We start from the raw sequence: 23663 nt of genomic DNA on the forward strand, positions 1-23663 counted from the left end.
AAGAGATAAGTCCGTGCGCCTGTTCATTCCTTCATGCCCCATTTAAGCAGGGTGCGGCGCTCGATCGTCTGGAAAACCAAGTTTTCGACAATAAGCCCGATGACGATCACAGTCAGCAGGCCGGCAAAGACCGAGGGGATATCGAGAAGATTGCGGTTTTCGAAGATGAACCAGCCGAGGCCGCCCTGGCCGGAGGAGACGCCGAAGACAAGCTCGGCGGCGATCAGTGTGCGCCAGGAGAAGGCCCAGCCGATTTTCAAGCCCGTCAGGATCGACGGGAAGGCGGCGGGGATCAGAATGCGGAAGACATAGGATAGCCCCGTCAACCCGTAGTTCGCGCCGACCATGCGCAAGGTGCGCGAGACGCCGAGAAAGCCCGCATGGGTGTTGAGCGCGACGGCCCAGAGCACGGAATGTATGAGCACGAAGACGAGGCTCGCCGGGCCGAGGCCGAACCAGATGAGCGCGAGCGGCAGCAGCGAGATGGCCGGCAGCGGATTGAACATCGCCGTCATGGTCTCAAGAAAATCGGTGCCGATGCGCGTGTTGATCGCAACAACCGTCAGGACGGCGGCGAGCACCGTTCCCGAGATGTACCCTGTCACCAGTATCTTCAGCGTGGTCCAGATGCGGGCCGGCAGCACGCCGTCGGCGAAACGATCGTAAAGCGCCGTCAAGGTATCGCTGAGTGTCGGGAACAGCAGCGGATTGTCGAGATGCCGGGCATAGGCCTCCCAGATAACGGCAAGGACGATGATCAGCAACGACTTGCGGAACAGGCCCGACTGCCAAAGGAGTTCCATCGCGCCGAGCTTCTGCTCGACGGCCGCGATATGGCCAGCGGCTTCCGTTGTCTGTGGGGCAAGGATGATCTGTGGCACACTCATGGCTTACTCCCTGTATCCCTGCTCGGCAAACAGCATGTGGTGGATTTCCTGCTCCAGTTTGGCCGCCGCCGCGGGATCGTCGCGGACGGTTTCCACATCGCGCACTTCGGCCTTGACGCGGCCGGGATGCGGCGACAGCAGCAGGATGCGATTGGAGATCTTGATCGCCTCGGCGATCGAGTGCGTCACGAAGATGACGGTGAAGCGGGTATCTTCCCAAAGCTGCAGAAGTTCGTCCTGCATCTGCCGGCGGGTAAGGGCATCGAGTGCCGCGAATGGCTCGTCCATCAAGAGGATATCGGGCTGCATGGCCATGCCGCGCGCAATCGCGACGCGCTGCTTCATGCCACCGGACAGCATATGCGGGTAGGTATCGACCGCACGGGTGAGCTTGACCTTTTCGATATAGTCGCGGGCAATGGCCTCGGCTTCGCTCCGCGGCAGGCGGCGGGCCGTCGTCAGCGGGAACATGACGTTTTCCAGCACTGTCTTCCAGGGCAGCAACTGGTCGAATTCCTGGAAGACCATCATGCGATCGGCGCCGGGTTTCCTGATCGGTTGCCCCTTGATTTCGATCCGGCCGGTCGTCGGTGTCATATATCCGCCGATGGCCTTCAGCAGCGTCGATTTTCCGCAACCCGACGGGCCGAGGAGAACGAAGCGATCGGATTGGGCGACCGAGAAACTGACGTTTTCGGTTGCGGTGATCAACAGGTTCGGCGTCTTGTAGCGAAGCGTCACTCTATCAACATTCAAGAGCGGCTTTGAGGTCATTTTTTCTGTGCTCGGCGTATCGGCGAATTTTGCCTGAAGCATGAGGGTCCTCCAAGAGGCGGCTTGATGGCGGCATTCGCGCCGCCGCAGGCGTCAGTTGCCATTAAGATCGGCTGCTTCCGGCAGGTAATAGTCTGTCCAGGCCTTGGGCATGGTTTTCAGCGTGCCGATTTTATAGAGGTGAGCCGCGAACTTCATAGTTCCCTGCGGGTCCATGCGGAACTCCATCATGTGCGGCTCGTTCAGAATTGCCAAAAGATCATCGACGCTGGTCTTGTCGCCGCTGACGGTCTTGTAGGCCTCCACCGCCGATTTCGGATCCTTCTTGATGAAGTCGATGGCTTCCGCCGTTGCCTCGCGCACCGCCTTGATGATGATCGGGTTGGCGTTTGCAAACTGCGTCGTGGTGAAGAATGTGCCCTGGGTCAACTCGCCGCCAATGATGTCGCGCGAATCGACGACCTTGTGAACGCCCTGCTGTTTCAACTCGAGATACTGGAAGGGCGGGGCGGAGAAGTGGTTCTTGACCTCATGCGTCTGATTGGCGAGCGCTGCCATTGCATCCGGATGGCCAAGCTGCACCGTATTGGCGTCGAACTTGTGCACCTGGTCGTCGCCATACATTTGCGCGGCAGCCATCTGCAGCAGGATTGCCTGCGTCGACACGCCGACCGTCGGCACGGCGATCTTGTCGCCGGGCTGGATATCCTTCAACGACTGGATGCGCGGATCGCGCGAAACCATGATGACCGGCTGGGCCGAATTGGTGACGATACCCTTGACCTTGCCTCTGGTGCGATCCCAAAGCAGCAGGAGATTGCCGGTGCCGGTATTGACGATGTCGACATTGCCGGAAAGCAGCGCATCGGTCTGGGCACCACCGCCGCTGAAGGTGCGCCATTCCACCTTGACGCCCTGAAGACCGTCGGCCGCTGCATGCTTCTCGATCAGCTTCTGCGTCTCCATCACATGGCTGGCGAGATAAAGAATGCCCGGCTGACGCGTGATCGAGATGTCGGTCTTTTCGGCGGCATCGGCCGAAAAACTGCCCGCGATCACCATGCCGACCGCGGTCAGACAGCGAAGAAATCCTCTCATTTGCTCCTCCCGATTTGGCCCAACCCTTGAGAAATGAAGTTGGCTTACACTAACTAAAGCACTAATGTATCAGTGCATCAAGCCCCGAACTGTGCTTAATGAGCAGATACTCTCGATGAGAAAGGCCGCCAGTGAAGCTCAACCCGAAAGAATTCGCCCTCGATCGCTCCCGCCAAGTTGGGCCTCAGATCCTGGAGATCCTACGATCGCGCATTCTTTCGATGAGCCTGCCACCGACGACGGTCTTGTCGCGCATTTCGCTGCAAAGCGAATTCAATGTCAGCCAGACCCCCGTGCGCGATGCCCTGATCCGGCTTGAGGAAGAGGGGTTGGTGGAGGTCTATCCACAGTATGCGACGGTTGTCGCGAGGATCGATATCCGCAACGCGACCGAGGCGCATTTCCTGCGATTGTCGATCGAGCTGGAGGCGGTCCGCAGGCTGGCTGCCGAGTCGCCTGCGGAAACGGCAGCAATCCTTGAAGGCATTCTGGCTCGTCAGAAGCATGTGGTGTCGCAGGAAACCTATGATCTCTTCGATGTGCTCGACAAGGATTTCCATCGCGTTCTTTATGAGCGAGCCGGCATTCTCGGCCTGTGGTCGACGGTCCGGCGCCAGAGCGTGCATCTCGACCGGCTGCGCATGCTCAACCTGCCGATGCCGGGCAAGCTCGAGCAGATTATTGTCGACCATCAAGCCGTGGTCGATGCCGTCCGCTCAGCCGATTCGGAGGCTGCCGTGGCTGCTTTGCGCCGACACCTGTCAGGCACTTTGTCGATCGTCGATCTCATTTGCGAACAATATCCGGATTATGTGAGCAGGTAAGTGCTGCCTGGCTTTTGGATTGCCGGTAGATGTGGAGCGTGCGGGCGCCCGCATTGGCTTGCGCCTCGCTTCGTGCGAGAAGGTTGATAGGCAAACAGATCATGGAGTTCGCTTGACCATCGGGCTTGCGCATGCCGAGCTGATCGCGGTTCTGACGGCTGTCACCGGCAGCGATCCAAGGGTGATGACGGTGCGGTCGGGCGACGCCTTGCCGTCCGGCCCGTTCGAGCTTGGGCACCGTACACTGCAGAGCGGATTGCGCGAATGGGTTCAGGATCAGACGGCCCATCCTGTCGGCTATCTGGAACAACTCTATACCTTTGCCGATCGCGATCGAAACAACGAAATCCTCGGTGGGCGCACGATTTCCATCAGCTATCTCGGGCTGGTGCGGGAGCAGGCCGCGCCCGGCGGCGGCATGCCGGGCTGGCATGGCTGGTACGAATATCTCCCCTGGGAAGACCATCGGAACGGCCGGCCGGGCATAGTCGATGACATCGCCGCTCGTCTCACGCCTTGGATCGAGGAGGATGCGATGCGCAGCGGTCAGCGCCGCCGTCGTGCCGATTTCGATTTCGGGCTGAATGGGGCGGCATGGAACGAGGATCTCGTCCTACAGCGCTATGAGCTGCTCTACGAGGCGCATCTCGTCGCCGAGGCGGGCTGTGACCTCAAGCACAATTTCGGCCGATCGATGTTTGCCGATCATCGTCGCATCCTTGCGACAGGCATGGCGCGACTCAGGGCCAAGATCAAATATCGGCCCGTCGTTTTCGAACTCATGCCGGAAAACTTTACGCTGCTGCAATTGCAGAAAACCGTCGAGGCGCTGGCCGGCTTGACGCTGCATAAGCAGAATTTCCGCCGGCTGATCGAACAGCAGGAACTGGTCGAGGAGACCGGCGGCACCGAAAGCGAAACTGGCGGCCGCCCCGCCAAGCTCTTCCGCTTCCGCCGCGCCGTCCTCGAAGAACGCGAATTCGCCGGAACGAAATTGCCACTCTCCCGCAATTGACATATGCTCACACTGAGAATATCTATTTGCGCATAATATACTCAAAGTGAGTATAATAAGGAGCCGGTCAATGAATCTTCCCGTATCCGCATCCTCCCTCTACGATCGTGTCAGCCGCGTCATCCCGAAAGCCGAATGGCTGTCGTTCCAGGATGATGTCGAGGCAATCCTCGAACTGAAGCGACGACATAACGCCGTCATTCTCGCGCATAACTATCAGACGCCGGAAATCTTCCATGGCGTTGCAGATATCGTCGGCGACAGCCTGGCGCTTGCCCGCAAGGCTGTCGAGGTCGATGCCGATATCATCGTGCTGGCCGGCGTGCATTTCATGGCCGAGACGGCGAAGTTGCTGAATCCAGAAAAGAAAGTCCTAATCCCGGACATGGAAGCCGGCTGCTCGCTGGCGGAATCGATCACGCCCGAGGATATCGCCCTGCTGCGTCAGGCCCATCCGGGTGTTCCTGTCGTTACCTACGTCAACACGTCGGCGGCGGTAAAGGCGGCCTCCGATATCTGCTGCACCTCGGGCAATGCGCGGCAAGTGGTGGAATCGCTCGGCGTGCCGAAGGTGCTGATGCTCCCGGACGAGTATCTGGCCCGCAACGTGGCGCGCGAAACCAATGTCGAGCTCATCGCCTGGCATGGGCACTGCGAGGTTCATGAACTCTTCACAGCAGACGATATCCGCCAGCTGCGGGAGAACTATCCCGGTGTGACCGTGCTTGCGCACCCGGAATGCCCACCCGATGTCGTCGAGGCCGCGGATTTCGCCGGCTCGACCGCCGTCATGTCCGACTATGTCGGCAAGAAGCGCCCGTCACGCGTCGTGCTTCTGACCGAATGTTCGATGAGCGACAATGTCGCTGTGCATCACCCGGATGTGGAGTTCATCCGCCCCTGCAATCTCTGCCCACACATGAAGCGCATCACCCTCGGCAACATCCGTAAGGCCCTGGAAGAAGGGCGGCATGAGGTGACGGTCGATCCGGCGATCGCGGCCGACGCACGCCGCGCGGTGGAAAGGATGCTGGCGATATGAGCGAGATCCTCGAAGAACTGAGGGGCCGCATCGTCATCGTCGGCAGCGGTCTTGCCGGATTGATGACGGCACTGACATTGGCGCCTCGGCCTGTCGTGATCGTTACCCGCGCCTTGATCGGCGCGGAAACGTCGAGCGCCTGGGCTCAGGGTGGCATCGCTGCCAGCGTCGGCGAGGGCGATAGCGCCGCTTTGCATCTTGCCGATACGCTCGCTGCCGGCGACGGCCTTTGCGACGCGAAAGTAGCGGCAAAGATCGTCGCGGAAGCCCCTGCTGCCATCGCTGCACTGGAGCGCGCCGGCGTCGAGTTCGATCGCGATGTTACAGGCGAATTATCCCTCGGCCTCGAAGCCGCGCATTCGCTGCGACGCATCGTGCATTCAAAGGGCGATGGCTCGGGTGCTGCCATCGTTCGTGCGCTTGCCGAGGCAGTTGCCCGCACGCCGTCGATCATGGTGCTCGAGGGTTATCAGGCACAGCGGCTGCTGCTGGACGGCGATCGGGTTGCCGGCCTCCTATGCCTCACCGACAAGGGCAGCGTCGTGTTGCCATCCTCGCGCGTCGTTCTTGCGACTGGCGGTATTGGCGGCCTGTTCGATGCCACCACCAATCCTGTCGGCAATTTCGGGCAGGGGATTGTGCTTGCAGCGCGCGCGGGCGCGCAACTCGCCGATATGGAATTCGTGCAATTCCATCCCACCGCACTCGACAGCCGCAGGCGGCCTTTGGCGCTTGTCAGCGAAGCGGTTCGCGGCGAGGGCGCGCTTCTCGTCAATGAAAGCGGCGAGCGCTTCATGGCTGGCGTCGAAGGTGCCGAGCTTGCGCCGCGCGATGTCGTGGCGCGGGCTATCAGCGCGGAAATCGCCCGCGGCGGCAAGGTGTTCCTCGATGCGCGCAATGCGCTCGGCAATCGCTTTGCTGTCCGCTTTCCGGTCATCGAGGCCCTTTGCCGCGAGGCAGGCGTCGACCCGGCAAGCGACCCCATTCCGGTGCGTCCGGCCGTTCACTATCACATGGGTGGCGTGGCGACCGACGAGAATGGCCGAAGCTCCGTTCCCGGCCTATGGGTCGTGGGTGAGGCGGCGTCCACCGGTCTGCATGGCGCCAATCGTCTTGCCAGCAACTCCCTGCTGGAGGCTGCGGTCATGGGCATGCGGGCCGCGCGCGATATTGCAGGCATGGATGCGGCTACGACGAGGTTGCCGAAACATCTTCCCGAGACGGTCGCGCCGGATGCGGCGCTCGTGCGGCCGATCGTGTCGCGGCATCTCGGGGTCCTGCGCAATGCTGGCGCCATTCATGGCGCGATCGCAGCGCTTCTGCCGCTTTGCGAGAGCGAAGGACCGGCCGCCGACCCCGCGCTGGTGGCCTTGCTGATCGCCGTCTTCGCAAATCTCAGGATGGAATCGCGCGGCGCCCATGCCCGCACGGATTTTCCGCTCAAGCTGCATCATGCGCAGCGCCGCATGATGAACCTTTCCGACGCCCTGGATATCGCCAGATCGGCAATCCCCTATTCCATCGCAAGGAGTGCCTGACATGATGCTTGCTCCCCTCCCGCGCCTGATCGTCGAACCGCTGGTGCGCAATGCGCTTGTGGAAGATCTCGGCCTTGCCGGCGACGTCACCTCCACCGCCGTCATCCCCGCCACGCATCGCTCCCGCGTCGCCATGGTCAACCGGCAGCCGGGCGTGGTCGCAGGCCTTGATGCGTCCGAACTTGCCTTCCAATTGGTCGATCCTGCCATCGTCATGACCCGCCACGTGCCCGATGGCACGAAGGTTGGTGTCGGCGAGGTCATTGCAACGGTCGAAGGGCCGTCCCGCGGTCTGCTGACGGCGGAGCGGACTGCGCTCAATTTCCTCGGCCATCTCTCCGGCATTGCCTCCGTCACCGGCAGCATCGTCGAGGCGATCGCCAGCACGAAGGCATCGATCGTCTGTACGCGCAAGACGACGCCCGGTCTGAGAGCCCTGGAGAAATACGCGGTTCGTGCCGGCGGCGGTATGAACCATCGTTTCGCGCTCTATGACGCGGTGCTGATCAAGGACAACCACGTCGCCATTGCCGGCGGCATCGCAGAAGCCATTCGTCGCGCCAAGGCCGGAGCCGGTCACATGGTCAAGATCGAAGTCGAGGTCGATACGCTGGCGCAGCTTCGCGAAGCGATGCAGGAAGGCGTCGATGCCGTGCTGCTCGACAATATGACGCCGGACCAACTGCGCGAGGCGGTCGATATCGTCGGCGGCCGGGCGATCACCGAAGCCTCCGGGCGCATCACGCCGGCAACGGCTGCCGTGATCGCCGCATCCGGCGTCGATCTCATATCCGTCGGTTGGCTGACTCATAGTGCGCCGACGCTCGATATCGGGCTGGATTGGAAGGCGGTGGCCTGAGGTGTGGGCATTGCGGTGATCTCGTTGGCAACAGCACGGGCGCAACTCAAGAACTGAAGTCGCAGAGAGCAATCTGAATGGGGTAAATGTATATACAAAAGAGCTCCTTCCTTTGTATAGATTGGTCCGTGAGTACCGAATTCCCCCAGGAGGAGCACAGGATGAGCGGTGTCAGAACCGGCGATGGATTCGCCGAACGCAGAACCATAGACAGGATACCGGAGAGCGAGCGGCACGGTTTCCCACGAGACCAGTTCACGCTCTGGTTCGGAGCGAATCTGCAGATCACGGCGGTGCTGGATGGCGCGCTTGCCGTCGTGTTCGGAGCAGAGGCGATGACGGCGATCGTGGGTCTTGCCGTCGGCAATATCCTCGGGGGGATCGTGATGGCCCTCCATTCGGCGCAGGGGCCGCGCCTCGGGCTGCCGCAGATGATCAGCAGCCGCGCGCAGTTCGGTGTCAGAGGTGCCACACTTCCATTGCTTCTGGTCATTCTGATGTATCTCGGCTTTGCCGCGACGGGCACGGTGCTTGCCGGCCAGGCCATGAACCTTTTGCTTGGCGTTTCCAATCCGGCTGTCGGCATGGTGATCTTCGGGGTGCTCAGCGCCGTGATCGCGCTCGTCGGCTATAAGGTGATCCACATCATGGGGCGGATCGCGACGGTCATCAGCGTCATCGGCTTCGCTTATCTCGCCTACCAGCTGTTCCACCAATACGACATTCAAACGGCCTTCGGGCAAAAGCCCGCGACGGTCGCGACCTTCCTGCTGGCCGTCTCGCTCTCGGCCGGATGGCAGCTGACCTATGCGCCATACGTCGCCGACTATTCGCGCTACCTTCCGTCGTCCACACCGGATGGCAGGGCATTCCTCTATACATTGCTCGGCTCGGCGATTGCCTCGCAACTGGCGATGACGTTCGGCGTGTTTGTCGCCGCCCTCGGCGCGAAATTCCTTTCGAACCAGGTCGGTTTCCTTGGAACCCTGGCGGGACAGGGCGCTGTTCTCGTTTATATCGTCATTATCTGCGGCAAGCTGACGATCAACTGCTTAAACGCCTATGGCGGCTTCATGGCAATCCTGACGACCTTTACCTCGTTCAGCAACCAGACCCGGATCTCGCGGGGTGCGAGGGCGCTCTATATCATCGGATTTGTTGCTCTGTCGGTGCTGATCGCCGTTCTCGCCAGCGCGGATTTCCTCTCGGCATTCAAGAACTTCGTCCTGATGCTGCTGGCGGTGTTCGTCCCTTGGAGCGCGATCAATCTCATCGATTACTATCTCATCTCCAAAGAGAAGGTGGATATTCCCGCCCTCTATGACGCAACGGGCCGCTACGGCGCGTACAACTGGACAGCACTCGGATGCTATGTTCTCGGCGTCATCGTGCAGATCCCGTTCCTCAATCAGCCTCTCTATGAAGGCCCGATTGCGGTCGCGCTCAATGACGCCGATATTTCCTGGGCCGTCAGCCTGGTCGTGACTGCCGTCGTCTATTACGCGCTGCAGCGCAATGCGAAGGTGGCGCCAAGTGAGATGATCCTGGATACCGCGACCCAAAGCTAGCGGAACGGTCCGCAGGACCCCGGACCGGCTCCCCTTCGGGGTGGCCAGCCGTCTCCGCAGACAAGATGGGAATTGAGGCGCGCGGGAGGATCAGACGATGACCGGCACCTGCGCGCCATCCATGCTGATGACGACGCCGGTGACGTAGCCTGCCTTTGCCGAGCTCAGGAAGGCCACGACATTGGCGATATCGACCGGGCTCGCCATGCGGCCGATCGGAATACGCTTCAGCGCCTCGGCAAGGGCCTCCTCCTCCGTCGAGCCGGAAGCTTTCGCAGCCGCCTTGAGGCCTTCGGCAACGCGATCGGTTTCCGTGAGGCCGGGATTGAGGCCGACGACGCGCACGCCTCTGCCGGCATAGGCATTGGCAAGCCCGACGCTTGCAAGCATCAGCGCGGCATTCGCCGATCCGCCGGCCAGATGGACTGCCGAGGCGACCTTGCCGCCATTGCCGATGATGTTGATCACCGCGCCCGAGCCACGAGCGCCCATGCGCTTGATGGCGGGATCGATCACGTTGATGTAGGAAAAATACTTGGCGTCCATGGCGGCGCGCCATATGGCGGGCGTGAGGTCGTCCGCCGGTGTGCGGGCTGCCGCACCGGCGCTGTTGACGAGGATATCGATCGGTCCGATCTCCGCTTCGACCCGGTCAACGACCCCAAGTGCCTGCTCGTCGGAAATCAGGTCGGCGGCGTAGCCATGCGCGCCGGGAAGTCTGGAGAGTGCGGCATCGATATTGGCTTGCGAGCGTGAGCAGATCGCGACGCGTGCGCCTTCCTGAAGAAACAGCTCTGCGCAGGCAAAACCGATGCCTTTCGAGCCGCCCGTGATCAGAACGACTTTATCCTTGAGGCCAAGGTCCATGGAATCTCTCCGGTATGATTTGCTGGGGCGCCAAGCTATGTCCCGAAGCCGCCGGCGTACAGGGCCACCGTCGTCACAGCTTGGTGACCGATGTCGGCCGTTATGAAAGACGCTTGGCCTTCAGCACGGAAACGGCCGTCTCGCTGTTGTGGACATAGTCGTTGGCGTCGGGCTGACGCTGCACCAACAGAATGAACAGCAGATCGGTCAGCATCAGCTGCGCGTCGCGGGCGGTGATGGCCGAGGAGCGGACGCGATCCTCATCGCCGACGGTGTGGAGGCAGATATCGGCGACGCGGGAAAGCGGGTTGTCCTGCAGGCCGGTGACGGCAATGACCGTTGCCTGGCGCTGGCTTGCCAGTTCCGCAATCCGCAGCGTCTCGATGCTGGCGCCGGAATAGGAAAGAGCAAAGAGAAGGTCATCCGGCCCGAGCGTCGACGCATTGGCCATTTGCACATGGCTGTCGCTGTCATGCAGCACATTGCGGCCAAGCTTCATCAGTTTGTAGGAAAAGTCGCGCGCTACCAGCGAAGAAGCGCCGACACCGGCCAGATGGATGCGCCGGGCATCATGAAGTGCTTCGAGCGCCTTTTCGATATCGGCTTCGTTGTTGACGGAGATGGTCTGCTGCATGGCCTGCATTTTGCTGCCCAGCAGCTTCTGCAGGATGGTGAGATAGCCGTCGCCCACCTCGATCGTGCCGTGGATCATGCCGGCCGGCGCCTGCCATTCCTGCGCTTTCGCCTCGCTGACGGCAAGCTTCAATTCCTGGTAGCCGGCATAGCCAAGCTTCTGGCTGAATTTCACGACACTCGACTGGCTGCGGCCGGTTTCTCCCGCGAGTGCCGCCGAGGACAGCCGTAGCATCTGGTCGGGATTGTCGATGATGAACTGCCCGATCTGGCGATCGGCGGGGGCCATGGTTTCGAGCTGCGCGCTGATTTTCTTTAAGATCGACATTTGTCCCTTCGAGCCATCAAGGCTGCTTAACTCGCCGACACGAGTGCACCGAAAATAGCATCCGGTTGAAGCTCGGCAATCTCGCTTCGTGCGATCGGACATTATCACAGCAAATTGGAATAAAAAATTCCAAATCCGGTTGACACTATGGAATGGCCGATTAGTCTTCAGAGGAAACGCGTGAAGGACTCGTGGCGTCCTCACCTTTTCCTCGGCGGATTTTCATCATGGACAGACTTCGCATCTCCGGCGGCAGAAGGTTGCAGGGCGCGGTGACCATCGCCGGCGCCAAGAATGCCGCTCTGCCGCAGATCGCGGCGGCGCTTTTGAGCCCGCATCCGCTTGAATTGACGAACCTGCCTTCAGTCAGCGATGTCGAGAACATGCTTGGTGTCATCGCCCTCCACGGCGCTAAGATCGCCCGCGGGCCGCACGGCACGACGATCGATGCGAGCGATATCGTTTCGAAGGAGACCTCCTACGATACGGTCCGGCGGATGCGAGCGACTGTTCTGGTGCTGGCGCCGCTGCTTGCTCGTTTCGGTCATGCGCGTGTTTCGCTTCCAGGCGGCTGCGCTATCGGCGCGCGGCCCGTCGATATGCACATCAAGGCTCTGGCGACGCTGGGTGCCGATATTGCGATCGAAAGCGGCCTGATCGTCGCTTCGGCTTCCAATGGGCTGAAGGGCGCGCGGATCGTGTTAAGTTCGCCGTCCGTAGGGGCGACGGAAACGGCCATGATGGCCGCCTGCGCGGCCAAGGGCGAAACCGAGATCCTGAATGCGGCCCGGGAGCCGGAGGTGGCCGATCTTGCGGCCTGCCTCAGCGCCATGGGGGCGCGGATCGAAGGCGCGGGGACGCATCGCATCCTTATCGAAGGCGACACCGGCTGGCGTCCCGCCAAGCATCACGGTATCCCCGACCGCATCGAGGCCGGCACCTATGCCGTGGCGGCGGCGATCACCGGTGGGCAGCTCGAACTCATTCATGCGCGGCTGGAAAACCTCGCCTCTGTCGTCCAGGCGCTCGAAGCCATGGGTGTCAGCGTCTGGCCGAGCGATCGCGGCCTCGTCGTTTCAAGGGACGGCCCGCTCAAGGGAGCCGATCTCACCACCGAACCCTATCCCGGCTTTCCGACGGATCTGCAGGCGCAGTTCATGGCTCTCGCCTGCTGTGCCAAGGGCGCGACGCTGATCCGGGAGACGGTATTTGAAAATCGGTTCATGCATGTGCCGGAGTTGACGCGGCTCGGCGCCAACATCACTTTGCAGGGCACGACGGCGCTGGTGCGTGGCGGTGCTCCGCTTAAAGGCGCGCAGGTGATGGCGACGGATCTGCGCGCCTCCGTGTCGCTGGTTCTCGCAGCCCTCGTTTCGGAAGGCGAAACCATCGTCAACCGCGTCTATCATCTCGATCGCGGCTACGAGCAGCTGGACCGCAAATTGCGCCTCTGCGGCGCCGACATCGAACGGCTGACGTCATGACTGCCGCATCCGAAAACGCTTCCTATTTCCTCGGCATTGATGGCGGCGGCACCGGCTGCCGGGCTCGCATCGAGGATGCGGAAGGCACGGTCTTGGGGCAGGGATTGTCCGGGCCGGCAACCACCCGCCTCGGAATTGCCGAAGCCTGGGCGTCGATCTCACGAGCCTTTGACGCCGCCATCGAAGAAGCGGGGTTGAGTGCCGCCGATATCGGCCGCATTCATGCCGGCGTCGGATTGGCGGGGATCGGCCGCAAGGGCGCGCTCGCCGCCCTGAAGGCGATAGAGCACCCGTTTGCCAGCATCGATTTCATCAGCGACGGCGAGGGCGCCTGCCTTGGTGCCCATTCCGGTCGTGACGGCGCGATCGTGATCGCCGGGACGGGCTCGATCGGGCTCGGCCTTGTCGAAGGGCGGCAATTGCGGGTCGGCGGCTATGGTTTTCCGATCTCGGATGAGGGCAGCGGCGCCTATCTCGGGCTGAAGGCCGTGCAGCTGGCACTGCGCGCCCATGATGGTCGCGAACAGAAGGCCGCGCTGCTCGCCGAAATCATGCAGCGTTTCCAGAACGATCCGATGGAGGCGGTTGCGTGGATGGACCGGGCATCGGCGACGGACTACGCGGCTCTTGCGCCCATGGTTCTACGTCACGCCGATCAGGCTGACGCGATCGCGCGCCGGATCGTACAAGGTGCTGCGGGCCATGTCGACACGCTGGTGCGCAGCCTGTTTGATCAAGGGGCGCCGCGTGTGTGCCTGCTTGGCGGTCTTGCGAGCCCGCTCGAGCCATGGCTCGCGCCCGACGTGCGCCGCCGCTTGAAGCCCATCGACGGCGACGCTGTGTCCGGTGCGATCATTCTTGCGAAGAAAGCCATTCACCAAGGCTGAACAGGAGTCTGCGATGTGCCGAATTTTTGCACATCCATAATGGAATATTTTATTCCTTTATGGATTGACGAAAGGAATAAACGGACATAGTGTTAACCAAGGTAAACAGGGAATGGACGGGGAACGAAGCCGCAAAGGCCGTCCTCAGTCCCGGCTGACTTTGATCGTCCGTCTGACTGAAAACCGATCGTTGTTCTAGTTTGTTCGATCGCAAAGTGATTGAACATGCCACTCTGACCTATTGATATCGAAGCGTTATTTCGCGAGCAGTCCCATGACAGAACAGAAGTTGATATCCGAACTGGAGCAGTTGGTTTCCGAAGGGCGCAATCCGAATACGATGCATATCGATCTCTTGCCGACCTTCGATATTCTGCGCGAGATCAATTATGAGGATCAGACGGTTCCGGTCGCCGTCGAGAAGGTGATTCCGGCAATCGCCGCCGCCGTCAATCAGATCGTGGCCGCTTTCCAGAAAGGCGGCAGGCTGGTCTACATGGGGGCGGGGACAAGCGGCCGGCTCGGGGTTCTCGATGCCTCCGAATGCCCGCCGACCTTCAGCGTGCCGCCCGACATGGTCGTCGGGTTGATCGCAGGCGGCCCGGATGCACTGCGGCGTTCGATCGAAGGTGCCGAGGATGATCCGGAGCAGGGGCGCCAGGCTTTGGAGGAGATCAAGCTGACCGGGGATGATGTCGTCATCGGCATCGCCGTCAGCGGCCGCACGCCCTATGTCATCGGTGGCCTGAACTATGCCAAGAGCCTCGGTGCCTTCACGGTTGCGCTCTCCTGCAATCCGAATTCCATCATCGCCGGCATTGCCGATCTGGCCATATCGCCTGTCGTCGGTCCTGAGATCCTGACCGGATCGACCCGCCTGAAGTCGGGCACGGCGCAAAAACTCATTCTCAACATGCTGACGACGGCAAGCATGATCCGCATCGGCAAGAGCTATCAGAACCTGATGGTCGATGTCAGCGCCAGCAACAAGAAGCTGGTAGCGCGCGCCTCGCGCATCGTCATGCAGGCGACCGGCTGCACGCAGCAGGAAGCGCGCCGCGTGCTCGATCTCACAGGCAACGACGTCAAGCTTGCCATTCTCATGGAAATTACTGGGATGGGCATTGAAGAAGCCCGCGCGGCATTGCAAAACGCTGATGGATTCCTGCGCAAGGCCATCAACGCCAGAACAGCTTGAGACAATCAACGGGCCAAAATCGGCCGGGGACATTTAAAAAATTTGGAGGACTGAACGTGAAAGGGAATTTTGCAAAGACGCTGATTTCGGGCGTAGCGCTGGCCGTGGGGATTGGTCTGGCGACCGTCGCGTTTCCGGCGCAGGCAGCGACGCTGCGTATGGCATGGTCGCAGGACGCAACCGGGCTTGATCCGCATAAGCAGACGGCCTTCTCGTCCATTCGCCTGCTGGAACTGATCTATGAACCGCTCGTTCGCCTCGATGGCAATCTGCAGATCGTGCCGGGTGTTGCCGAGAGCTGGCAGTTCTCGCCCGACGGCAAGCAATTGACCTTCAAGCTCAATGCCAAGGCAAAGTTCCAGAACGGCGCGCCGGTGACCTCGGCTGACGTCAAGGCCTCCTTCCAGCGTATTCTCGATCAGGCGACCGCCGCGGTTGCCCGCGCAAACTTCCTGTCGATCGCGAGCATCGACACGCCTGATGCCAATACCGTTGTCTTCAACCTCTCGCAGCCCGACGTTCCGCTTTTGACGGCCATGACGAGCCTCAATGCGGCGGTGGTTCCGGCAAGCGAAATCACTGCCGGCACCATCGGCACGAAGGCGATCGGCTCCGGCCCGTTCAAGCTCGACAGCTGGGTTCCGAACTCAAAGGAAGTCCTGAGCGCCAACAAGGACTGGGCAGGCGGCGCCATCGGCGTCGACGGCATCAACATCAGCGTGCTGCCGGACGAAACGGCGATCCTTGCCTCGCTGCGCACAGGCCAGATTGATTTCGCGCTGCTCAACGATCCGCTCGTCGCAACGCTGGTGCCGAAGGAGCCGAAGCTGCAGCTCACCCGCACGCCGATCCTCTCCTACAACGTCCTGCAGCTCAATCCATCGCGTAAGCCAATGGATCAGCTCGCCGTGCGTCAGGCGATCTCCTGCGCCATCGACCGCAAGGACGTGATGGACACCGCAGCTCTTGGCGAAGGCAAGGTGACCGGGCCGCTGACGATGCCGCTCTATGCCACCGACCCGAGCCAGCTCTTCTGCTATACGCGCGACGTTGCCAAGGCGAAGAAGCTGATGGCTGACGCCGGCTTCGCCAACGGCTTCTCTGCAACCGTCATCGCCGCAACCGGCGAACCGCCGACAGCCACGGCCGAAGCGCAGGTCATCCAGTCGCAGCTCGCCGAAATCGGCATCAAGCTCGATATCAAGGTGATGGAACTCAACGTCTATGTCGACACATGGCTCAAGGGCAATTTCGACATGGCGGTCGCGCTCAACGGCGGCAGCGCCGACCCCTATTCGATGTACAACCGTTACTGGACGAAATCAGGCAATCTGCAGAAGGTCGCGAACTATATCGACGATACGCTCGACAGCCTGATGCAGAAGGGCCGGGTCGAAACAGATCCGGCCAAGCGCAAGGAGATTTTCGCCGAGTTCGAAAAGCATATCGCCGAAGTCTCGCCCTGGATCTGGCTCTACACGGCTTACGGCTATACGGCCGAGCAGAAGAACGTCGTGGGCTTCGTGCCGACGCCGACCGGCTCGCTGTTCGGCCTGAGCAAGGTTTCGATCAAGTAACAGTACCCGAGATTTAGAGAGCTTCCGCTTCCAAGCGAAGTTAGAGAAACTCTCTATCTCCTTGTTTTCACGCAATTCCAGCGAAAATCACTTCGCATATGTGTTGGAATTGTTCTTGAGGAATCGCAATGGCATACCTGACGCGCCGGCTGATGACATTCCCGCTGATCATGCTGGGCGTGTCCATCTTCGTCTTCGTCGCCATCCGGCTGGTGCCGGGCGACGCGATCACGGCGATGCTCGGCACCAATGCCGGTCTCTTGACGCCGGAGCAGCGTCAAGCTCTTGCCGCCTATTTCGGCATCGATCAGCCTTGGCCCGTCCAATATTGGCATTGGCTGCTCGGGGTATTTCAGGGCAATCTCGGCATTTCCGTCACCTACGGCAAGCCGGTGCTCGATATCATCCTTGAGCGCTTTCCACTGACGCTGGAGCTCGCCTTGCTTTCCATGGTGATCGCGCTCGCCATCGGCCTGCCGGCTGGCGTCTTTGCCGCCACGCGAAACGAAAAGCTGTCCGATCTTGTCGTGCGCATCGTTGCCATGATCGGGCAGTCCACGCCAAATTTCGTTCTCGGTCTGCTGTTAATCTATGCTCTGTCTGCCGGTTTCGGGGTGTTGCCGACCATGGGCGCCTTCACGCCCCTTTGGGAAAACCCGCTCGAAAATCTCGGCCAGATGATCCTACCCGCACTAACTCTCGGCTTCGCCTTCGCAGCCTCGGTGACGCGCGTCGTACGTTCTGCCATGCTCGATGTCTTGAGTGATGATTATGTGCGGACCGCCCGCAGCCGTGGTGTGCCGGCGCGCGGCGTCATCTGGCGCCATGCCTTGCCGAATGCGCTGATCCCTGTGGTGACGCTGAGCGGCGTCGAGTTCGGTTATCTACTTGGCGGCGCCGTGCTGGTCGAGCAGATCTATGCCTTGCCGGGACTGGGACGTCTGGTCCTGGATGCAATCCAGCAGCGCGATTATGCCCTGGTGCAAGGCTGCGTCCTGTTCATTGCCTTCAACTTCATGATCGTCAACCTGCTCGTCGATCTCGCCTATGTCGCGCTTGATCCGCGCGTCCGCCTGGGAGAAGGCTGATGTGGATCGCCAAGGCCATTTTTTCCCATATGAGCGGCCGGATCGGCGGCGTGATTGTGCTCGTCTACATCATCATTGCCATCCTTGGTGTGCTTGGCCTGACGCCTCATGATCCCGTGGCGCGCAATCCGTTGGCTCGCCTGCAATCGCCCAATTTTGCATATTGGATGGGTACCGACCTGCTGGGGCGTGATGTGGCCAGCCGCTTGATGAATGGCGTTGGCGAATCTTTCACCGTTGCCTTCTTTTCGGTTGCGCTAGCGACCCTGGTCGGCACCGTACTCGGCCTGACCGCCGCCTGGTCGGGCAAGCGCTGGGACGGCGTCATCATGCGCACCATGGATGTGCTTCTGGCTTTTCCGGCGATCCTGCTTGCGCTTCTGATCATCGCCATCGTCGGTCCTGGCACCTGGACCAGCGTTGCCGCGATCGCGATCGTTTACACGCCGATCTTTACCCGCGTGGTGCGTGGCCCGGCCCTTTCGCTGAAGGGACGCGATTTCGTCGATGCCGCCCGCACCTTCGGCAGCAGCCGATCTTATATCCTGACGCGCCACCTCCTGCTCAATCTCGTTGCACCCTTGACGGTGCAAGTGACCCTGGCGCTTGCCTGGTCGTTGCTGACCGAGGCCGGACTGAGCTTCCTCGGCCTGGGAACACAGCCGCCGGCATCCTCTCTGGGCCTGATGCTGAGCGATAGCCGCAATCTCATGGAAACAGCGCCGTGGCTGCTGATCTTCCCGGGCGTGACCATCATGATTTCTATTCTCGGCTTCAACCTGCTCGGCGATGCCCTGCGCGATATCCTTGATCCGAAGATGCGGAGGTCCACGGTATGACACCGCTTCTCTCGGTCTCGGATCTTCGCGTCGGTTTCGGGCGTAACCCTGAGGCCAATCCCATCGTTCGCGGTGTCAGCTTCGATCTTGAAGCCGGCGAGACGTTGGCAATCGTCGGCGAGAGCGGTTCGGGCAAGTCGGTCACGGCGCTTTCGATCAATCGTCTCGTCGATTTCGGCGGCGGCCGCATCATCGGCGGGTCGATCCGCCTCAAGCGTGCCGACAACAATATTCTGGATCTCACCAAGGCCAGCGAAGCGGAGCTGACGAAGATCCGTGGCGCCGAGATCGGCATGATCTTCCAGGAGCCGATGACGTCCCTTAATCCGGTTCTCACCATCGGCACGCAGATCGAGGAATCGTTCAGGCTGCATCGTGGCCTGACGGGAAGCCAGGCAAAGGCCGCCGCCAAAGATGCCCTGGATCGCGTGCGCATTCCCGATGCCGCGCGCCGTCTCACCTATTGCCCGAACCAGCTTTCCGGCGGCATGCTCCAGCGTGTGATGATCGCGACCGCGCTTGCCTGCAATCCGCGCCTGCTGATCGCCGATGAGCCGACCACGGCGCTCGATGTCACCGTCCAGGCGCAGATCATGGCGCTGCTCGCCGAACTGAAGCGCGAGACGGGCATGTCGATGATCTTCATTACGCATGATATCGGCCTTGTTGCCGGCATTGCCGACAAGGTGATGGTGATGCAGGCCGGCCAGGCGGTGGAACAGGGCGAGCTCAATCAGATCCTCGATCATCCCAAGCACCCCTACACCCAGCATCTTCTGCATTCCGTTCCGCATTTCGCTTCAGGGCAGGCCGCGCGCACGGATTTTCAGCGTGACGAGACGCAAGCTAAGCCGGCGCTTAAAGTGGACGGCTTGACTGTCCGCTTCCCGGTCAAGGGCAGCTTCCTGCGGCGGTCGGCCGGCGCGGTCCATGCCGTCGAAGGGGTCGGCTTCGATCTGATGCCCGGCGAGACGCTGGCGATCGTCGGCGAGAGCGGCTCGGGCAAATCCACGACTGCGCGGGCGATCCTCGGACTGGTCAAGTCGACGCGCGGCACGTTTACGACCAATGCCGGCAAGGCTGCCGATCGCACCAGCGCCGTGCAGATGGTGTTCCAAAACCCCTATGCCTCGCTTAATCCGAGACTGCGCGTCGACAACATCCTCGCCGAACCGATGATCGCCGCGGGTGGCCGCATTTCCGCCGAAACGCGGGAGCGGATGACCATGCTTTTGAAGCGCGTGGGCTTGCCGGAAAATGCCCTTGAGCGCTACCCGCATGAGTTTTCAGGCGGCCAGCGTCAGAGACTTTGCATCGCGCGTGCGCTGATGCTGAACCCTTCCGTGCTGGTGCTCGACGAAGCGGTGTCGGCGCTCGACGTGTCCGTTCAGGCGCAGGTTCTGGAGTTGCTGATCGAACTGCAGCGCGAATACGGGCTTGCCTATCTGTTCATCTCGCATGACATGGCGGTCGTGGAGCGCATCGCTCATCGCATTGCGGTGATCTATGCCGGACAGATCGTCGAGATCGGCGATGCTGCCTCCGTCTTGTCGGAGCCCAAGCATTCCTATACCAGGCGGCTGATCGCAGCGGTTCCGACGGTTGCGCGGCGCAAGGAAAACTTCACGCTCGACACACGCCAGGTTCCGTCGCTGGTGCGACCCCTGGGCTTCGAGCCGGTCGTTCCCGAGTGGCGCCGCTTCGCGCCGGATCACATCGCTTTGGCGGAAGCCTGAGCGAAGGAGAGGCGAGATGGCAACAGGGGGGAGCATGCAGTTTCAAGAACGTTTCGATCGGGCCCTCACGCCGCTCGAACAATCGGTCGCGGCGGCGCGCATTCCCGGCGGCGTGCTTGGCATGATCGATCTCGACGGCAACCGGCAGGTTCGCGCCACCGGCTCGGCGCAGAAGGTGCCGAGCGCCAGGCCGATGCTCGCCGATACCTGGTTCGATCTTGCGTCGCTCACCAAGGTCATTTTCACCACGCCGCGCATTCTGGCCTTGGCGGAAGCCGGCACGATCGACCTTGATGCGCCGCTGACGACGCTCCTGCCCGATCTTCGCCAATACAGCGCCGAAGCGTGGGAACGAAAGGTGACGTTTCGCCAGTGCCTCGGGCATCAGACTCCGTTTCCAGCGGTCGAGCCGATCTATACCTATGGTCGCGACCCGGATCTCCTGCGCGCCTTCATCCTGCAGCGCGAATGGCGAGCCGGTCCGCCCGTCTATTCCGATATCAATTTCATCCTGCTCGGTTTTGCGCTGGAACGACTGGCCGGACAAACCATTCGGGCCATGGATGCAGGCCCGGGTTTTGCCTTCTCTGCGCCGCCCGAGCTCGCCGCCGCGACCGAAGACTGCACCTGGCGGCATCGCATCCTGTCGGGCGAAGTCCATGACGACAATTGCTCGGCGCTGCAGGGCGCCGGCCATGCCGGCCTGTTCGGAACGGCTGACGCGATCCTCGATTTTGCAAGGGGATTACTTGACGGTAGCGGCGCATCTGCCCAGTCGATCGCCCTGATGCGGACGCCGCTTTCGGCAACGCGCACGCATGGCTGGGAGCGGCCTCATGACGGCTGGCATGGCGGCGCTCTCTGCTCGTCCGGAACCATCGGCCATACGGGCTTCACAGGTACGGCGCTCTGGATCGACTTCGACAGGGGCAGGGCCTGGACCTTGCTCACCAACCGCATTCATCCGACACGCCATTTCGACAGCGGCATACTGGCGCTTCGTCAGGCCGTCAGCGATCACGTCAACGCAGCATAGGAGCCTGACCATGGAACCAATCTGGGCAGTCGGTCTGATGACCGGGACCGTCCTTGACGGCAATATCGATGTCGCCATGCTGAAGACGGACGGCGAGCGGATCGAGGAGTTCGGCCCCTATGTTCTGGCGCCTTATCCCAGCTGGATTCGGGAGTTGCTGGAAGAGACGCTGCGGCAGGCCCGGGCATGGAATTTCGAAGGGCCTGAGCCGGCAATCTTCAAGGCCGCCGAGGAGGCGCTGACGCGAGCCCAGTCGGAGGCGGTCAGGGAACTGGTCGAAGACAACGGCATGACGATGGCCGATATCGGCGTCGTCGGCTTTCATGGCCAGACGGTCTTGCATCGGGCACCGCAGAAGGACAGGTTGGGGCAGACGCGCCAGCTTGGTGATGGTGAGCTGATGCGTTCGATCCTCGGCACAAAGGTCGCCTATGATTTCCGCTCGGCCGACATGCGCGCCGGTGGGCAGGGCGCACCGCTTGCCGCAGCCTATCACACCGCGCTGTTGCGCGGAGCGGGTGCGGCAGGAGAGGTTGCCATTCTCAATCTCGGCGGCGTTGCCAATGTCACCTGGTGGGATGGCGAGGGCAATTTCGTTGCTTTCGATACAGGCCCGGCCAACGCGCCCTTGAACGATTTCATCAAATCCCACGGGCTCGGGGATATGGATCGCGACGGTGCGCTTGGGCGCGCCGGCAAGGTCGATGAGGCACGGCTCGAAAAGCTGCTGCAGCATCCCTATCTCACGGCACCCTATCCGAAATCGCTCGATCGGTTCGACTTCGGCGCCGCCATGGCGGATGGCCTTGGTCCGGAAGACGGTGCCGCCACGCTGTCAGCCTTCACGGCAAGTGCCGTCGGCAAGGCGCTGGATCTTTTGCCGCGCAGACCGAGCAAGGTTGTCGTCAGTGGCGGCGGCAGGCACAATCCGACGATCATGGCGATGCTGAAGAGCCGGGCCGGCGTCGAACCGATCTTTGCCGAAGATCTCGGCTGGCGCGGCGATGCTGTCGAGGCGGAGTGCTTTGCGTTTCTCGCCGTGCGTGTGCTGCGCGGCATGCCAATCAGCTTTCCCGGCACGACGGGCGTGCCTGCGCCGATGCGCGGCGGGCGCCTCGCGTAATAGTAGTCTGCCAGCGACTGTCGTCGCATCTGAGGTTTTCGCCGCTCGCCTTCGATGTTATGAAGAGGCCGCGAATTTGCGATCGGTTGGTTTCGGACGGATATCGCTTAGATGACAGGCAGGCAGCATAGGGCAGGCTTCGTCGGCACCATCGTTGCCTCTGCGATTGCATGTATCATTGCTGTTTCGGCCTTCGGTCCAGCAGTCGCGCAGCCGGAATGGAGCGTGGCGCCGCCCGTCTGCGTCTCCGGGCCACTAACGACGGAGACGGGTCAAACGCTGTGCCTGCGTAAGGACAGTTACAATCGCGATCTCTGCACTGCCATCGAATATTTCGCGCATGGCAACCATCTGCCGCCGGACTATCTGGCGCGTCTGGTCTGGCGCGAAAGCCTCTTTCGCTCCGATGCGGTAAGCCCCAAGGGCGCGCGCGGCATCGCACAATTCATGCCGGGAACAGCGAAGCTGCGTGGCGTGCGTGACAGCTACGACGCGCTTGAGGCGCTCGGCAAGGCGGCGACCTATCTTGATGAATTGCGGGACCGCTTCGGCAATTTGGGATTGGCTGCCGCTGCTTATAATGCCGGCGAAGCCGGTCTTGCCAATTTCCTGAACTCCGGCGGACTTCCCTATGAGACGCGCAACTATGTGAGCGCGATCACTGCCCATAGCGTCGAGGAGTGGCGCGATGATCCGCCAGATATCGCAGCTCCCGTGCTGGATAAGAGCAAGCCGTTTGTCGATTCCTGCGTCGCGCTTGCGCAGAGCAGGCGCCTGAAACCCACTCCCCTGGAGCAGGAGCGGCCCTGGGCGCCCTGGGGCGCGCAATTGGCCGAGCATTTCCAGTTGGATGCCGCTCGCCGTCTGTTTATCGCAAACATAAGAAAACTGCCGTCACCGCTGAATACTGAGAAGCCGTTGATCGTGCGTCAGCGCAATGCCGACTTCGGCCGCCGCGTCCGTTATGCGGCGCGCATTCCTCGGCAAACACGGGAGGAAGCGGATGCCGTTTGCACGCAGGTCCGGCAGCAGGGTGGCTCCTGCCTCGTCTTCAAGAACTAGAGCAATTCCAGGAAAAGTGCGCAGCGGTTTTCCATCCGGAATGCGAGAACAAACAAGAGGATAGAGCATTTTCGTGATGCGAAGAAAAGCGGAAATGCACTAGCTTGCACATGGCTTCATCACGCTGGGGGATTGTTTGATTTTCTGTCGCTTGATTGTGCTTTACTCCCTGATGTCGCAAGCTTATTTCTTGTAAGCCC

At 61.3% G+C, this 23663-nt stretch carries 21 protein-coding genes; 16 read left to right on the plus strand and 5 right to left on the minus strand.

Annotated features, from left to right (window positions below):
- Window positions 1-23: 23 nt before the first annotated feature.
- From ABOK31_RS25505 to ABOK31_RS25515, 3 genes are read right to left on the minus strand one after another with little or no spacing between them, the layout of a single operon-like run.
- Window positions 24-887 (minus strand): ABC transporter permease, encoded by an 864-nt coding sequence (locus ABOK31_RS25505; RefSeq protein ID WP_349959498.1) that lies wholly within the window; start codon window positions 885-887, stop codon window positions 24-26.
- Between the two features lie 3 nt (window positions 888-890).
- Window positions 891-1703: an ABC transporter ATP-binding protein gene (locus tag ABOK31_RS25510; RefSeq protein ID WP_349959500.1), complete on the minus strand. Its 813-nt coding sequence runs from the start codon at window positions 1701-1703 to the stop codon at window positions 891-893.
- A gap of 51 nt (window positions 1704-1754) precedes the next feature.
- The gene (locus ABOK31_RS25515) at window positions 1755-2759 is read right to left on the minus strand and encodes an ABC transporter substrate-binding protein (RefSeq protein ID WP_349959502.1); all 1005 of its coding nucleotides are present in this window, start codon (window positions 2757-2759) and stop codon (window positions 1755-1757) included.
- Between the two features lie 131 nt (window positions 2760-2890).
- Here ABOK31_RS25515 and ABOK31_RS25520 point away from each other — a divergent pair, with 131 nt between their 5' ends.
- The 6 genes from ABOK31_RS25520 to ABOK31_RS25545 all read left to right on the plus strand — a co-directional run bounded on the left by ABOK31_RS25520 (window position 2891) and on the right by ABOK31_RS25545 (window position 9605).
- Window positions 2891-3583, plus strand: coding sequence for a GntR family transcriptional regulator (locus ABOK31_RS25520; RefSeq protein ID WP_349959503.1), 693 nt, complete (start codon window positions 2891-2893; stop codon window positions 3581-3583).
- 112 nt (window positions 3584-3695) lie between these two features.
- Window positions 3696-4598, plus strand: coding sequence for a hypothetical protein (locus ABOK31_RS25525; protein WP_349959505.1), 903 nt, complete (start codon window positions 3696-3698; stop codon window positions 4596-4598).
- Between the two features lie 70 nt (window positions 4599-4668).
- Window positions 4669-5640, plus strand: a complete 972-nt coding sequence (gene nadA, locus ABOK31_RS25530; protein ID WP_174173200.1) for a quinolinate synthase NadA — start codon at window positions 4669-4671, stop codon at window positions 5638-5640.
- A complete protein-coding gene (locus tag ABOK31_RS25535; RefSeq protein WP_349959507.1) occupies window positions 5637-7178 on the plus strand; it encodes an L-aspartate oxidase in 1542 nt (513 codons plus the stop codon). Before nadA ends, ABOK31_RS25535 begins: the two co-directional genes overlap by 4 nt.
- 1 nt (window position 7179) lies before the next feature.
- Complete coding sequence (gene nadC, locus ABOK31_RS25540; RefSeq protein WP_349959509.1) at window positions 7180-8037, plus strand: carboxylating nicotinate-nucleotide diphosphorylase; 858 nt, start codon at window positions 7180-7182, stop codon at window positions 8035-8037.
- A gap of 161 nt (window positions 8038-8198) precedes the next feature.
- Window positions 8199-9605: a cytosine permease gene (locus tag ABOK31_RS25545; RefSeq protein ID WP_349959510.1), complete on the plus strand. Its 1407-nt coding sequence runs from the start codon at window positions 8199-8201 to the stop codon at window positions 9603-9605.
- Window positions 9606-9695: 90 nt separating this feature from the next.
- On the opposite strand, the gene ABOK31_RS25550 is transcribed toward ABOK31_RS25545, so the two are convergent.
- On the minus strand, window positions 9696-10472 hold the full coding sequence (locus tag ABOK31_RS25550; protein WP_349959511.1) for an SDR family oxidoreductase: 777 nt from the start codon (window positions 10470-10472) through the stop codon (window positions 9696-9698).
- A 100-nt stretch (window positions 10473-10572) separates the two neighbouring features.
- Window positions 10573-11433 carry a MurR/RpiR family transcriptional regulator gene (locus ABOK31_RS25555; protein ID WP_174173196.1) on the minus strand — a complete coding sequence of 287 codons (861 nt, stop codon included), beginning with the start codon at window positions 11431-11433 and terminating at the stop codon, window positions 10573-10575.
- A gap of 227 nt (window positions 11434-11660) precedes the next feature.
- Between ABOK31_RS25555 and murA the strand changes: the two genes are divergently transcribed.
- The 10 genes from murA (at window position 11661) to ABOK31_RS25605 (ending at window position 23463) form a co-directional block, all read left to right on the plus strand.
- Entirely contained in the window at window positions 11661-12917 is a 1257-nt protein-coding gene (murA, locus tag ABOK31_RS25560) for a UDP-N-acetylglucosamine 1-carboxyvinyltransferase (protein WP_349959513.1), read from the plus strand.
- On the plus strand, window positions 12914-13804 hold the full coding sequence (locus ABOK31_RS25565; RefSeq protein ID WP_349959514.1) for an N-acetylglucosamine kinase: 891 nt from the start codon (window positions 12914-12916) through the stop codon (window positions 13802-13804). Before murA ends, ABOK31_RS25565 begins: the two co-directional genes overlap by 4 nt.
- 274 nt (window positions 13805-14078) lie before the next feature.
- Window positions 14079-15002 carry an N-acetylmuramic acid 6-phosphate etherase gene (gene murQ, locus ABOK31_RS25570; protein WP_349959515.1) on the plus strand — a complete coding sequence of 308 codons (924 nt, stop codon included), beginning with the start codon at window positions 14079-14081 and terminating at the stop codon, window positions 15000-15002.
- Window positions 15003-15058: 56 nt separating this feature from the next.
- Window positions 15059-16579 (plus strand): ABC transporter substrate-binding protein, encoded by a 1521-nt coding sequence (locus tag ABOK31_RS25575; RefSeq protein ID WP_349959516.1) that lies wholly within the window; start codon window positions 15059-15061, stop codon window positions 16577-16579.
- A 128-nt stretch (window positions 16580-16707) separates the two neighbouring features.
- Complete coding sequence (locus ABOK31_RS25580; RefSeq protein ID WP_349959517.1) at window positions 16708-17667, plus strand: ABC transporter permease; 960 nt, start codon at window positions 16708-16710, stop codon at window positions 17665-17667.
- Window positions 17667-18506, plus strand: a complete 840-nt coding sequence (locus ABOK31_RS25585; RefSeq protein ID WP_349959519.1) for an ABC transporter permease — start codon at window positions 17667-17669, stop codon at window positions 18504-18506. The genes ABOK31_RS25580 and ABOK31_RS25585 overlap by 1 nt, the downstream gene beginning before the upstream one ends.
- Window positions 18503-20242, plus strand: coding sequence for an ABC transporter ATP-binding protein (locus tag ABOK31_RS25590; protein ID WP_349959520.1), 1740 nt, complete (start codon window positions 18503-18505; stop codon window positions 20240-20242). Before ABOK31_RS25585 ends, ABOK31_RS25590 begins: the two co-directional genes overlap by 4 nt.
- Before the next feature lie 34 nt (window positions 20243-20276).
- A complete protein-coding gene (locus tag ABOK31_RS25595) occupies window positions 20277-21278 on the plus strand; it encodes a serine hydrolase (protein WP_349959521.1) in 1002 nt (333 codons plus the stop codon).
- A 10-nt stretch (window positions 21279-21288) separates the two neighbouring features.
- Entirely contained in the window at window positions 21289-22401 is a 1113-nt protein-coding gene (locus ABOK31_RS25600) for an anhydro-N-acetylmuramic acid kinase (RefSeq protein WP_349959523.1), read from the plus strand.
- A gap of 111 nt (window positions 22402-22512) precedes the next feature.
- Window positions 22513-23463, plus strand: a complete 951-nt coding sequence (locus ABOK31_RS25605; protein WP_349959525.1) for a lytic transglycosylase domain-containing protein — start codon at window positions 22513-22515, stop codon at window positions 23461-23463.
- The last annotated feature ends 200 nt before the right edge of the window (window positions 23464-23663 follow it).

The organism is Rhizobium sp. ZPR4 (genome assembly GCF_040215725.1).
GTDB lineage: Bacteria > Pseudomonadota > Alphaproteobacteria > Rhizobiales > Rhizobiaceae > Rhizobium > Rhizobium rhizogenes_D.